This window comes from Rhodanobacter sp. A1T4 (assembly GCF_014207185.1).
Lineage (GTDB): Bacteria > Pseudomonadota > Gammaproteobacteria > Xanthomonadales > Rhodanobacteraceae > Rhodanobacter.
The window spans coordinates 54,269-66,170 of the sequence record NZ_JACHCP010000012.1; the positions used below are offsets into that span (position 1 = coordinate 54,269).

At 59.3% G+C, this 11,902-nt stretch carries 14 protein-coding genes; 5 read left to right on the forward strand and 9 right to left on the reverse strand.

Translation table 11 applies throughout. From position 1 onward, the window contains the following. Nucleotides 1-110 precede the first annotated feature (110 nt). From HDE80_RS20375 to apbC, 4 genes are all read right to left on the reverse strand, one after another. Nucleotides 111-587 (reverse strand): hypothetical protein, encoded by a 477-nt coding sequence (locus HDE80_RS20375; protein WP_184673919.1) that lies wholly within the window; start codon nt 585-587, stop codon nt 111-113. A gap of 117 nt (nt 588-704) precedes the next feature. Then, the gene (gene dcd / locus HDE80_RS20380; protein WP_184673920.1) at nt 705-1,271 is read right to left on the reverse strand and encodes a dCTP deaminase; all 567 of its coding nucleotides are present in this window, start codon (nt 1,269-1,271) and stop codon (nt 705-707) included. A gap of 92 nt (nt 1,272-1,363) precedes the next feature. Next, the gene (locus HDE80_RS20385) at nt 1,364-1,900 is read right to left on the reverse strand and encodes an NADPH-dependent FMN reductase (RefSeq protein ID WP_345776484.1); all 537 of its coding nucleotides are present in this window, start codon (nt 1,898-1,900) and stop codon (nt 1,364-1,366) included. 2 nt (nt 1,901-1,902) lie between these two features. Next, nucleotides 1,903-2,991, reverse strand: a complete 1,089-nt coding sequence (gene apbC / locus HDE80_RS20390; protein WP_184673922.1) for an iron-sulfur cluster carrier protein ApbC — start codon at nt 2,989-2,991, stop codon at nt 1,903-1,905. A 158-nt stretch (nt 2,992-3,149) separates the two neighbouring features. On the opposite strand from apbC, the gene HDE80_RS20395 reads away from it, so the two are divergent. Continuing rightward, on the forward strand, nt 3,150-3,617 hold the full coding sequence (locus tag HDE80_RS20395) for a DUF2147 domain-containing protein (protein WP_184603304.1): 468 nt from the start codon (nt 3,150-3,152) through the stop codon (nt 3,615-3,617). Nucleotides 3,618-3,723: 106 nt separating this feature from the next. On the opposite strand, the gene HDE80_RS20400 is transcribed toward HDE80_RS20395, so the two are convergent. The 3 genes from HDE80_RS20400 to HDE80_RS20410 are packed head-to-tail and all read right to left on the reverse strand — an operon-like array spanning nt 3,724 to nt 6,349. Further along, on the reverse strand, nt 3,724-4,518 hold the full coding sequence (locus HDE80_RS20400; protein WP_184673924.1) for a DeoR/GlpR family DNA-binding transcription regulator: 795 nt from the start codon (nt 4,516-4,518) through the stop codon (nt 3,724-3,726). Beyond that, the gene (locus HDE80_RS20405) at nt 4,515-5,180 is read right to left on the reverse strand and encodes an HAD family phosphatase (RefSeq protein ID WP_255484029.1); all 666 of its coding nucleotides are present in this window, start codon (nt 5,178-5,180) and stop codon (nt 4,515-4,517) included. Before HDE80_RS20405 ends, HDE80_RS20400 begins: the two co-directional genes overlap by 4 nt. Nucleotides 5,181-5,209: 29 nt before the next feature. Continuing rightward, complete coding sequence (locus HDE80_RS20410) at nt 5,210-6,349, reverse strand: MFS transporter (RefSeq protein WP_221437751.1); 1,140 nt, start codon at nt 6,347-6,349, stop codon at nt 5,210-5,212. Nucleotides 6,350-6,550: 201 nt separating this feature from the next. On the opposite strand from HDE80_RS20410, the gene metG reads away from it, so the two are divergent. Next, nucleotides 6,551-8,671: a methionine--tRNA ligase gene (gene metG / locus HDE80_RS20415; protein ID WP_184673926.1), complete on the forward strand. Its 2,121-nt coding sequence runs from the start codon at nt 6,551-6,553 to the stop codon at nt 8,669-8,671. 64 nt (nt 8,672-8,735) lie between these two features. Here the strand turns inward: metG and HDE80_RS20420 are convergent, their stop codons facing one another. After that, on the reverse strand, nt 8,736-9,431 hold the full coding sequence (locus tag HDE80_RS20420) for an NAD(P)-binding domain-containing protein (RefSeq protein WP_184673928.1): 696 nt from the start codon (nt 9,429-9,431) through the stop codon (nt 8,736-8,738). A 100-nt stretch (nt 9,432-9,531) separates the two neighbouring features. Here HDE80_RS20420 and HDE80_RS20425 point away from each other — a divergent pair, with 100 nt between their 5' ends. Both HDE80_RS20425 and nth read left to right on the forward strand, forming a co-directional pair. Further along, a complete protein-coding gene (locus HDE80_RS20425; protein WP_345776485.1) occupies nt 9,532-10,158 on the forward strand; it encodes an RnfABCDGE type electron transport complex subunit B in 627 nt (208 codons plus the stop codon). A gap of 10 nt (nt 10,159-10,168) precedes the next feature. Next, on the forward strand, nt 10,169-10,804 hold the full coding sequence (gene nth, locus HDE80_RS20430) for an endonuclease III (protein WP_184673932.1): 636 nt from the start codon (nt 10,169-10,171) through the stop codon (nt 10,802-10,804). A 5-nt stretch (nt 10,805-10,809) separates the two neighbouring features. Here nth and HDE80_RS20435 read toward each other — a convergent pair whose 3' ends face one another. Then, nucleotides 10,810-11,418 carry a class I SAM-dependent methyltransferase gene (locus tag HDE80_RS20435; RefSeq protein ID WP_184673934.1) on the reverse strand — a complete coding sequence of 203 codons (609 nt, stop codon included), beginning with the start codon at nt 11,416-11,418 and terminating at the stop codon, nt 10,810-10,812. Nucleotides 11,419-11,552: 134 nt separating this feature from the next. Between HDE80_RS20435 and HDE80_RS20440 the strand changes: the two genes are divergently transcribed. Further along, on the forward strand, nt 11,553-11,840 hold the full coding sequence (locus tag HDE80_RS20440) for a hypothetical protein (protein ID WP_184673936.1): 288 nt from the start codon (nt 11,553-11,555) through the stop codon (nt 11,838-11,840). Nucleotides 11,841-11,902 lie beyond the last annotated feature (62 nt).

Here is an 11,902-nt window from a genome sequence, read left to right on the forward strand (position 1 = left end):
TTTGACAGAGCTGCACGGCCAAAACGATCAGAAAGGAATGATCAAAAAAGAAAAAGCCCGCGAATCGCTCCGCGGGCTTTTTCTCACGCTCTCAGATTACCGACTCAGTATCAACCACCGCCACCGGTATGATCCTGCTGCGGCGAGTCAGAACTCTGCACTGGAGCCTTCTCGTGGTGATCCTCGAGAATGCGCGCCTTTGTATCGACAGGATTTATCTCCTTCAACGTGCCCTTGTCGTCGTAGTACACCCGAAAACCATAGTCGAGTTGCATGCGGGCCATATACTCCAGATGCAGCTTGCGGATCTTCGAATCATCACTGGCAGTCAGAAGAATCGTCTTTGGCAGCTTGCCCTGGTCCTTGAGATACGCGAAATGACTACCGGTATCGATGGCCGAGAGCACAGCCCCATCAACCAGGAACTGACCCTCCTTGTAGGCCTTGATCGTGGTGTCGAACTGGCCTTGCATCGATGCTGTAGTGACTTCCTTGGTACCCCCGAAGTGGCAACCGGCAAGCAACAACAGGCTGCCAAGCATGATCGCGGTCGTGGCGCGCTTCAGCAGTGTGGAAAAACGGATCATGCAAGTCTCCCGTGCGGTGAATCGATTTAATGAGTTGAAGTGTAACGCCCGGCCACAGCAATGGCAGCGGCCTTTACATAGGCCATTCAGGCGCAGATAGCCAAAGAATGCGATGACTCAGGTACGCGGCAAGGTCACGCCCTGCTGGCCCTGATACTTGCCGCCGCGGTCCTTGTAGCTGGTTTCGCATTCCTCGTCGGACTCGAGAAACAGCATTTGCGCCACACCCTCGTTGGCGTAGATGCGGGCGGGCAGCGGCGTGGTGTTGGAAAACTCCAGCGTCACATGGCCCTCCCACTCCGGCTCCAGCGGCGTGACGTTGACGATGATGCCGCAACGCGCATAGGTGCTCTTGCCCAGGCAGATGGTCAGTACTTTACGTGGGATACGGAAGTATTCGACTGTCCGCGCCAACGCAAAGGAGTTGGGCGGAATGATGCACACGTCTGCCGTCACATCGACGAAGCTGCCCGCGTCGAAATGCTTGGGGTCGACGATGGTCGAATTGATATTGGTGAAGATCTTGAATTCGTTGGCACAACGCACGTCATAGCCGTAGCTCGACGTGCCGTACGAGACCAGTTTCTGGCCGTCACGCAGCTTGACCTGACCGGCCTCGAACGGCTCGATCATGCCGTGCTGCTCGGCCATGCGGCGAATCCACTTGTCGGGTTTGATGCTCACACACGCTCCAGTCGTCGTAACGGATGCGACGCAGGCCTCGGCCTGGTCTTAAGTTGCCCAAAATACCATGTCGCGCGCCACAGCTGGCGCGCTCATTCCCGCAGCAGTGCCCGGCACAAGGCGTTCAGTGCGTCACGCAAGCCCTTGCAGAACGAGTCGTTGGCCAGGATGCTTTCGACCTCGCAACCTACGCCCGGCAAGGGAATCGTCACGCAAGACGAATCCAGCAACCGCGCGGACATGGTCTGCAAAACTTCCCGCAGCGCAGCCGACGCGTGGTGCGAGCGCGCAGAGGTATTCAGCAGCAGCACCGGTTTGCCGGGAAACTCCAGACTGCCCACCAGCCAGTCCAGCAGGTTCTTGAACGCACCAGGGATGCCATGCGCGTATTCGGGACAAGCGATCAACAACGCATCACTGCTACCAACGGCAGCGCGCAATGCCTGCACCGAGGCAGGCAAGGGATCGACTTCGTCATCGGGATTGAATAGCGGCAACTGAGCCAGGCCGTCATACATATCCAGCGCCAGTGTGTTGGGTGCAAGCTGCCGTGCTGCCAGCAGCAACGAGGTATTGCCGGATCTTCGCCGCAAACTGCCCGACAGGCACAGTACGCGCCACTCTGCCACGCTCAGGGAGCCCCCTGCACGACGATCTTGCCTAATCCCAACGACTTGTTGCGCGGTTGGCGCGACAGTCGGCCGGTCGCATTGCGGGCAATCTCGCGGTAGCGGGCGGTTAATTCGGAATCCGGTATCGCCACCACAGTCGGCGTGCCGCCATCGGACTGTTCGCGAATGCGGATATCCAGCGGCAGCGAGCCCAGATAAGGCACGGCATACTGCGCCGCCATACGTTCGCCACCGCCCTCGCCGAAGATGTGTTCCTCGTGGCCGCAATTCGAGCACACATGTGTCGCCATGTTCTCGACGATACCCAATACCGGCACGTCGACCTTCTCGAACATCTTCAGCGCCTTGCGCGCATCCAGCAGCGCGATGTCCTGTGGCGTAGTGACGATTACCGCGCCGGCCACCGGCACCTTCTGCGACAGCGTGAGCTGAATGTCACCCGTGCCAGGCGGCAGATCGACGATCAGGTAATCCAACTGCTCCCAGCGCGTGTCGGTGAGCAGCTGCATCATCGCCTGGGTCACCATCGGGCCACGCCAGATCATCGGTGTGTCCTCCTCGACCAGGAAGCCGATCGACATCACCGACAGGCCGTGTGCCTGCATCGGAATGATGGTCTTGCCATCCGGCGATTCCGGCTTGCCGCTGACACCGAGCATGCGAGGCTGGCTGGGGCCGTAAATATCGGCATCCAGCACGCCGACCTTCGCACCCTCGGCCTGCAGCGCCAGCGCCAGATTGGCCGAAACCGTGGACTTGCCCACGCCGCCCTTGCCCGATGCGACAACGATGATGTTTTTCACGTTCGGCAGCGGCGCCAGCGTGCCCTGCACCTTGTGTACATGGACGCGGTTGGTGACCGAGACAGTTGCCGACTCGATCGCCGAGTCGGCTTCCAGTGCCTGCCGTACTCGTACCGTCAGTTTCTCGATCGCTCCGGCAGCGGGATAACCCAACTGCAGGTCGACCGAAACGCGCCCGCCATCGACACCGATGGCCCTCACGGCGTCGACCAGCGGACCGCCAGTATGGGCATCAATCAGCTCAGCGAGAATGCGGCGAACTAGGGCTTCGCTGGGAAAATTCATTGAATATATGCAATTGGAAAGAGAGACAGCCAATTATGCCAGCCGGCGCTGCACAACCGTCACGGATGTGAACGATGGGTCTTTGCGCAGTGCAACTTGACCACCTCGTGGAGGCTGGTCAGTCTTGATCCATACGCTTTCGTACGGGAGGAAATACCATGAAGCAATTGTTCCGCATCGCATTCGCTACTGGCCTGTTACTAGCCGCCGGTGCGGCACTGGCCGCCAACGACTCACCAGTTGGCAAGTGGAAACAGATCGATGATGTTTCGGGCAAGCAAAAATCGGTCATCGAAATCACCGACAACGGCGGCGAACTGCAGGGCAAGGTCTTGCAGGTGATGAACCTGTCACCGGAAGAAATCAGCAAGGGCGGCGAACATCCGAAATGCGTGCTGTGCGAAGGCTCCCGCAAGGATCAGCCGGTCGAAGGCATGACCATCATGTATGGCGTCAAGAAAGATAGCGATGTATGGGACGGCGGCAAGATCATCGATCCGAAAACCGGCAAGGTCTACAAGGTCAAGCTCACGCTCGACAGCGGTGGCCAGAAGCTCGACGTGCGTGGCTATATCGGCTTCTCGCTGCTCGGCCGCTCGCAGACCTGGTTCCGTCTAGCGGAATGATCGTCTGGGCCTCCGGGTCCGTGTAAACAACCGGCTTCACGATAAACCCCATGCGAATTGTCGTATGGGGTTTTTATTGGTTCCTCTCGCGACATGCTATCGGTTCTTAGCTGCTGACAGCATCCGCCCTGTGCACCGCGACCCCGCGCGCGCTGAATACCAATCGGCTTGCGCGATCCACAGCATGTTCGATCACCAGATGTTGTATCTCCTCGATGTTGGCTATCTGGTGCGTTGCGGCCGAACCCAGTTTTTCCTGCGTGACTACCACTACCGTTTCGCCGCTGGCTTCGATCATTGCGCGCTTCAGCAACGCCTCTTCGCTGTCGAAGCTCCACAGCCCATGTAACGAATCGATGGCGCATGCACCGGGGAAACACAGGTCGGCGCGCACACGGCCAATTTCCTGAATCGCCTGTGCACCAACGGCAGCCCCGATGCTTGTATCGATGCGTCCACCAATCAGCAAGATCTCGAAGCCTTCGCGATCGATCAGTATCCGCGCGACATCGGGCGCATTAGTCACCACGGTCAGATCAAAACGCTCAGGCAAGGCAGCGGCAATCGCTGCATTCGTCGAGCCTGCATCAATCAACAACACCTGACCCTGTCGGACCAAGGTCACCGCCTTGCGCGCCAGTGCCAGTTTGCGGTTGCCGTGTTCGCTGCGGCGCTGCTTCAGTGGCGTCGATGCAGCCGATAGCGGCAACGCACCGCCGTAAACACGCTTGCACAGACCCTGCGCCGCCAGTTCACGCAGGTCGCGGCGGACTGAGTCCTCCGACACCTGAAACGTTTCTGCCAGTTCCACCGCGACCACGCGACCATGACTGCGCAGGCGATCCAGAATCCACTGCTGACGCTCCTGCGGCAGTGCTTCGTTCGGCATGGTTTTTATCATGACGTTTCCCCGGTCGTTATCGGTTCGAGCAAACCGAGCGACGAAAGCTCGCGGCGCAGCGTTGCAGCATCCCGGAACAGCAAAGCACGCATGCCGAGCGCTTTCGCCGCATCGACGTGGCGTGCAGTATCGTCGATGTAGACCGCGCGGGCCGGATCGATCCCGCCACGCGTCAACAACAGCTGAAAAATTGCCGGGTCGGGCTTGATCATGCCCTCGGCACCCGAAACCACGATGTCCTTGAACCAGTCCAGGAAGGCGTAACGCTGGCGGGCGATAGCAAAGGTATCGTGCGACCAGTTGGTCAGCGCGAATAGCCGTACACCACGTACACGGAGCGCATCGAGAACGGCCACGGTATCGTCCAATGGGCCGCCGAGCATTTCCTCCCAGCGCTCACGATAGGCGTGAATCAATGACGCCTGCGCGGGGAACTGCGCACATAACAGTGCGATCGCCTCATCCCATTCGCGGCCTGCGTCCTGCTGCTCGTTCCACTGCGGGCTGCAGATGTCAGTGAGGAACCGCTCCATCGCCGCCTCATCGGCGAACAACGGGCGGTAAAGATGGCGCGGATTCCAGTCGATCAACACGCCGCCGATATCGAAAATCACCGTATCCGGCATCGGCCGTTCTCGTCCGTTGGCAAATGAGTCATTCATGGCAATACCTCGAACAGGATAATTGGCGGTCAACGACGCACGACGGGGGCGGATGCCGCAACCAGCATCAGCAACGCCGCCACGGCGGCCAGCGCGACAGGGAGACTGGTGGCATGGGCGACAAATCCGATCAACGCAGGACCCAGCAGCAGACCGGCGTAACCCAAGGCGGTGACTACCGCAATCGACACCGCCGGCGCCACATCCGGCAAACGACCGGCCGCGCTGAACATCACCGGCACCACATTGGCCGCGCCCAAACCCACCAGCACAAAACCAAGCAAAGCGGTCGCGTGCCACGGCATCAACGCCGACATCAGGAACCCGGCAGCAGCGAGCATGGCGCCGGCACGTACCGTCCAAACCGGACCCAGCCACGCAATCAGGCGATCCCCGGTGAGCCGGCCCATCGCCATCGCCACTGAAAAACAGGCATAACCAATGCCGGCAGAGGCCGCGCTGTAGCCGCGAAAATCTCGCAGCAGCAACGCACTCCAATCCAGCATCGATCCCTCCGCAAGAAAGCTGACGAAGCAAAGCGCCCCCACCAGCAACAGCAATCCACGCGGCATCCGAAGGGCGAACGATTGCCTGACCGCACGGTTTGCCGTGCGCAACAGACTTGTCTGCTGGCTGATGACGATCAGCGCGAGCACGGCCGATACCGACAGCGCACAAGCAAATAAAGGCAAACCGCTGGCTAGCATCACGCTCATCCCCGCCGCACCTGCCAGACCACCCAGACTGAAAAGCCCGTGGAAGCCGGACATTACCGCGCGCCCCTCCAGCCGCTCCACCTCAACCGCATGCGCATTCATGGCAACGTCCACCGCACCGAGCATCGCGCCAAAATAAAACAGGCCGATGGCAAGCATCGCGATCGTCTGGACCAGAGCCAGTGCCGGCAGCGCCAGACACATCAAGGCACCAGCGATGCCAATCACCTTGTCATTGCCATAGCGACTGGCGAGCCAGCCAATCACTGGCATGGACAACATCGAGCCGCCGCCGAAGGCCAGCAGCACCAGGCCCAGACTCGCATCATCCAGACTCAGTCGTGCCTTCGCGTACGGCACCATCGGCGCCCAGCTGGCCATGGCCAATCCCGACATCAGAAAGATCATCCGCGTCGCCCGCGTCGCCTTTTGCAGGGTCGTACGGCCTTCCATCTTCAGCACTTTTATCTCCAATGTTTTCGCTTCAGTATGCGTAAACGTATATAAACACGCATAAACATGCATTGCAACTACTGTCCATTTATTCGGGCGCGCATCGCTCTTCACTCACACGCGCCGCCTGCAGCAGGAGTAGCACCTGCATGCCATAATTCAGGGCTATCCCGCTATCGAATCGCCATCATCAAAGCCGCCATGTCCCGTCGCCTGCTTGTTACCCATGCCCTGCCCTACGCCAACGGCCCGCTGCACCTGGGCCATATGCTGGGCTATATCCAGACCGACATCTGGGTGCGCGCGCAGCGCATGATGGGCAATGAAGTGCATTTCGTGGCGGCGGACGATGCACACGGCACGCCGATCATGCTGGCCGCCGAGAAAGCCGGCGTGTCGCCAGAGGTTTTCATCGCCGAGATTCGTGCGGGCCATGAAGCGGATTTTTCGGACTTCCATTTCAGCTTCGACCACTACCACACGACTCACTCGGAAGAGAATCGCGAGCTGGCTTCGCTGATCTACACCCGGCTGCGCGCGGGCGGCTTCATTGCCAATCGCACCATCCAGCAGCTGTTCGATCCGGAAAAGGACATGTTCCTGCCGGACCGTTACATCAAGGGCGTCTGCCCCAACTGCGGCACACCCGACCAGTACGGCGACAACTGCGAAAACTGTGGTGCCACCTACGCGCCCACCGATCTGATCAACCCGTATTCGGTGATGTCTGGTGCCACGCCGGTGCTGCGCGATTCGGAACATTACTTCTTCGAGCTGAGCAAGTTCGAGCCACTGCTGCGCGACTGGTTCGGCGGCAAGTTCACTGCCGGCAAGCCGGTAGCCAATAGCGGCGTGGTAGCCAAGTTGATGGAATGGCTGGACGGCGGCCTGAAGGACTGGGACATCTCACGCGACGCGCCCTATTTCGGCTTTCCGATACCCGATGCGCCGGGCAAGTTCTTTTACGTATGGCTGGACGCACCAGTCGGTTATCTCGCCAGTTTCAAGGCGCTGTGCCACCAGACCGGGCTGAAGTTCGACGATTTCCTCTCGCCCGACAGCACTGCCGAGATGCACCACTTCATCGGCAAGGACATCATCAATTTCCACGGCCTGTTCTGGCCAGCGATGCTGCACGGCGCGCAGTTGCGCACACCCACCGCGTTGCACGTCAACGGGTATCTCTCCATCAACGGCGCGAAAATGTCAAAGTCGCGCGGCACCTTCATCAAGGCGCGCACTTACCTCGATGCCGGCCTGCATCCGGAATTTCTGCGCTACTACTTCGCGACCATGCTCAGCGATGCGCCGGTCGATGTTGATCTCGACCTGAAAGCGTTCGAGGAGCGCGTCAATTCGCACCTGATCGGCAAATGGGTCAACATCGCCAGCCGTACTGCGGGCTTCGTACAAAAATATTTCGACGGCAGGCTGGCTGACCACTTTGACGCAGAGGAAGCCGAAATCTGGCGTTTCATAGAGTCACATTACGATGATGTCTCTAAGCTTTATGAAGACGGGGAGTTCGCTGAAGTCACTCGAAAGTTTGTTCTTATTGCTGACGTCATCAACGGTTACATCGCCGCCAAGGCACCGTGGCTGATGGCGAAGGACGATAGCCGCCGCGACGAACTGCAACAGGTCTGCACGCTGGCACTCAACGGCTTCCGTTTGCTTGCTGGCCTGCTCAAGCCGGTGCTGCCCGCCACGGTGGCTGCCGCTGAGCAGTTTCTCGCTGCGCCGATCAGCAACTTCGACGATGCGCGACGTACTCTTTTTGGCCAGACCATCCAGCCGTTCGAATCGCTGCTCAGCCGTATTGATCCCAAGCACGTCGAGGCGATGGTCGAGGCATCAAAGGAGTCGCTCGGCACATCCAGCGAACCTGTCGTCGCGCCAGTAAAGGCAGCGTCCGTCAAAAAGCCCAAGGAATCCAGCAAGCCCATGAGCGATAGCAAGCCAGCCATCAGCGATACCGCCGATGCGACGTCAACTATTTCCATCGATGACTTCGCCAAACTCGATCTGCGCATCGGCAAGGTCACCGCCTGCGAATTCGTGGACGGGTCAGACAAGCTGCTGCGCTTCGAACTGGACGCCGGCACGTTGGGGAAGCGGCAGATCTTCTCCGGCATTCGTGCCGCGTATGCCGAACCGGAAAAGCTGGTTGGCCGCAATGTGGTGTTCATCGCCAATCTTGCACCGCGCAAGATGCGCTTCGGCCTCTCGGAAGGGATGATTCTTTCGGCGGGTGATGGCGGCAGCGATCTGTTTTTGCTCGATGCCGACCAGGGCGCGGCGCCTGGTGCTGCCGTTCGCTGATCGCCTATTGACCTGAAAACCCGGCAGCTTCGGAAGCCGCCGGGTTTTTAGAGCCCGTACGAAATCAGGCTGGGGCAGCAAACGTACCCGGGCTTTTCTCGGTACCTGTCCACTGCGCCGTGCGCTGCCGACTGGCTTCCGCCAATGCCTTGTGGACACCATTGGCGTCGTAATCCTTGCAGTAGACGGGAGTGCCGGGCTGCTGGCGCCACGACTCGTCGAGCCCACCTGCATCGATGGCATCAAAACCCAATTGCTCAACCAGCTTCAGCGCGGTGGCCTTGCCAGCGGCTTGGTCACCAGCGACGGGCAGAGCGACTCGTCCAAGTGTGCCAGCCGGCGAACCTTTTTCAGCCAGACTCTTCGCATAAATATTGTTGAACGCCTTGATCACCGGGCGACCAAGCTGCTGCTCGACCCAGCGACTTTCCAGCAATCCACCCTCGATACCCTCGATGCGGCCATCGCGTTCCCGCGGATAGTAATTACCGGTATCTATCACCACGACATTGTCAGGTACACCTGCAAAAAGATCCTTCGGCAATTCCGGGATTCTGGCTTGCTGAATGGTCACCACTACAACGTCGCCCGCACGCGCTGCTTCGTGCGCAGTCACGGCGGTAGCGCCGGTCTTTGCTACCACGTCTGCCAGCGACTGGGGCCCGCGGGAGTTGGCAATAAATACCTGATGACCCAGCTCAGTAAAACGACGAGCCAGCGTTCCGCCGATTTGTCCCGCACCAATAATGCCTATTTTCATCATCATTCCTCGTATTGCGAAGGGTCTATGCAATACATGCGGCGATCGCTGTGCAATTCAACCGGCATCGAAGCAGAGCACACATCGCTACAATGCGACAGTGAACATCGATCCCTCTTCCAGTCCGCTCGCCGGCCGCATCGACGCGATCCTGCCGCAGACGCAATGCGAACAATGCGGGTATCACGGCTGCCGACCGTATGCCGAGGCGATAGCGCGTGGCGTGGCGCCAATCAATCAGTGCCCTCCCGGCGGGTCTGCCGGTATCGAAAAGCTTGCGGCGCTATTGAATCGACCGGTGTTACCGCTTAACCACGATCATGGTGTTGAAAAGCCGCGTACGCTGGCGCACATCGTCGAAGCCGACTGCATTGGCTGCACCAAGTGCATCCAGGTCTGCCCGGTCGATGCGATTGTGGGCGCGTCGAAACTGATGCATACCGTGATTGCCGACGACTGCACCGGCTGCGAGCTGTGCGTACCGGCCTGCCCTGTCGACTGCATCGTGCTGCTGCCGATGCCAGCTGCACAGATCGATACCCCCCATGCAGATGCGGCACGCGAACACTTCAACCGGCGTGAGGCTCGGTTGGAGCATCAGCGTCTGCAGCGTGATGCCGAACTTGCTGCGCATAAGGCTGCAGTGGCCGAGAATGCCGTGCAACGCAATCCCGTGCTGGAAGCGCTCGCCCGCGCCAAGGCCAAACAGCAGACACCCAAATCGTGAAATTCCCATCATGAAGCGTGCCGACGTCATCGAGCTGTTCACGCGCCTGCGCGAACTCAATCCACATCCAACCACCGAACTTGTATACACCACGCCATTCGAACTGCTGGTCGCCGTGGTGTTGTCGGCGCAAGCAACCGATGTGGGCGTCAACAAGGCCACGAAGAAACTCTACCCAGTGGCCAACACGCCGCAGGCGATTCTTGATTTAGGCGAAGACGGCCTCAAGCGATACATCAGCAGCATCGGCCTGTTCAATGCGAAAGCCAAAAACGTTATCGCGCTCTGCAGGCTGTTGATCGAACACCATGCTGGCGAAGTGCCACACAACCGTGAGGCGTTGGAAGCGCTGCCCGGCGTCGGCCGCAAGACGGCCAACGTCGTGCTCAACACGGCCTTCGGCGAACCGACCATGGCGGTCGATACGCATATCTTCCGCGTCTCCAACCGCACCGGATTGGCACCCGGCAAGGACGTGCGCGCAGTCGAGGACAAGCTGGTCAAGGTGATTCCTGACGAGTTCAAGATGGACGCTCACCACTGGCTGATCCTGCATGGCCGCTATGTGTGCAAGGCGCGCAAGCCGGACTGTCCGCAGTGCGCGATTCGGGATCTATGCCATTACAAGGACAAGACTACCGCTTGATGGCATCAGGCCGGCAGTTGCGCCCGTTCCAGCGCCGCAATATGGCGTTCCAGTCGCGGTCCCAGATAGCAATGCGAGCCGCACGCCAAGAGGCCAGCTTCGCCGAAATGACGCAGGTACCATGCCGGTGCGCGTGAGACGAAGCCATGATGATCGCCAGCCACATCGTCGCGATTGGTAAACACTTCCAGAAAAGCGATGCCTTCGAGCATCTCGCTGATGCCATGGAGGCCTGCCCGGATTTCCGCCGGCTTCAGATAATGCAACACGTCGGTGCAGACGATCAGATCGAAGCGTGTATCGAAGCGCAATTGTTCAAGCTGACCGAAGCGCGCGAGGCCGATATTGCGGCTACGGCCGTATCGCGCAACGGCATACTCGCTGGCATCGAGCCCGCGATATGCAATGCCGGGCCGCAATGCCCGTAGCGGCGCGCGCCAAGTCCCTTCGCCACAACCGACATCAAGCACGTTGCGCAGCGTTCGCCCAAGGTAGTACTCGGCATGTGCGACCACCATCGCGACCTTGCGCTTCAATTCGGCCGGTGAGCCCACTGCGTGTTTCGGATCGCGATACCACTTGTCGAAATAATCGCGGTCATAGGTCTTCGGCATAGCCAGCTCTTGAATAATGAAGGGCAAATAGCAGGGTTTGATTCAATCCCCATACTAGCGAATAGCGACGGCGTCACCTCGCGTATGCGCCTTGCTTGGGAGTATCGGCGTGAATAGTACTTGAGGAGTTTGTCATGCTCATGGTCCGTTTTCGTCTGATCGGCAACCGTGCCGACGCTGACTCGATCATTGCCGCACTGCACGGCATCAACAACGTCGAACACATTGAAGAAGTGGATGACTTGATGCCGATGATGCGCGACGACTCCAGCTCCAGCGAGTCGGTAAGCGACAGCGAAGGTCAGATCTATTGCATCGAAGTGGATACGCCAAATGACCAGGTCGCCGATACCGTACGCGGCAGCGCGGAAGCGGTTGCCTACGAATTGGAAGCCGGTATCGAGTTCGTCGACGAGTTCTGACACGCAGCCGACCCGCACGCAAGTTCTCACGAAAAGAGACCGCATCATTTCGCAGCTAGCTT

What these genes read in the sequence shown, in the direction of transcription:
- metG (WP_184673926.1), top strand. Translation starts at nt 6,551, where the DNA reads ATGTCCCGTCGCCTGCTTGTTACCCATGCCCTGCCCTACGCCAACGGC.
- apbC (WP_184673922.1), bottom strand. Translation starts at nt 2,991, where the DNA reads ATGAATTTTCCCAGCGAAGCCCTAGTTCGCCGCATTCTCGCTGAGCTG.
- HDE80_RS20400 (WP_184673924.1), bottom strand. Translation starts at nt 4,518, where the DNA reads ATGATAAAAACCATGCCGAACGAAGCACTGCCGCAGGAGCGTCAGCAG.
- HDE80_RS20440 (WP_184673936.1), top strand. Translation starts at nt 11,553, where the DNA reads ATGCTCATGGTCCGTTTTCGTCTGATCGGCAACCGTGCCGACGCTGAC.
- nth (WP_184673932.1), top strand. Translation starts at nt 10,169, where the DNA reads ATGAAGCGTGCCGACGTCATCGAGCTGTTCACGCGCCTGCGCGAACTC.
- HDE80_RS20410 (WP_221437751.1), bottom strand. Translation starts at nt 6,349, where the DNA reads ATGGAAGGCCGTACGACCCTGCAAAAGGCGACGCGGGCGACGCGGATG.
- HDE80_RS20395 (WP_184603304.1), top strand. Translation starts at nt 3,150, where the DNA reads ATGAAGCAATTGTTCCGCATCGCATTCGCTACTGGCCTGTTACTAGCC.
- HDE80_RS20435 (WP_184673934.1), bottom strand. Translation starts at nt 11,418, where the DNA reads ATGCCGAAGACCTATGACCGCGATTATTTCGACAAGTGGTATCGCGAT.
- HDE80_RS20420 (WP_184673928.1), bottom strand. Translation starts at nt 9,431, where the DNA reads ATGAAAATAGGCATTATTGGTGCGGGACAAATCGGCGGAACGCTGGCT.
- HDE80_RS20405 (WP_255484029.1), bottom strand. Translation starts at nt 5,180, where the DNA reads ATGAATGACTCATTTGCCAACGGACGAGAACGGCCGATGCCGGATACG.
- HDE80_RS20375 (WP_184673919.1), bottom strand. Translation starts at nt 587, where the DNA reads ATGATCCGTTTTTCCACACTGCTGAAGCGCGCCACGACCGCGATCATG.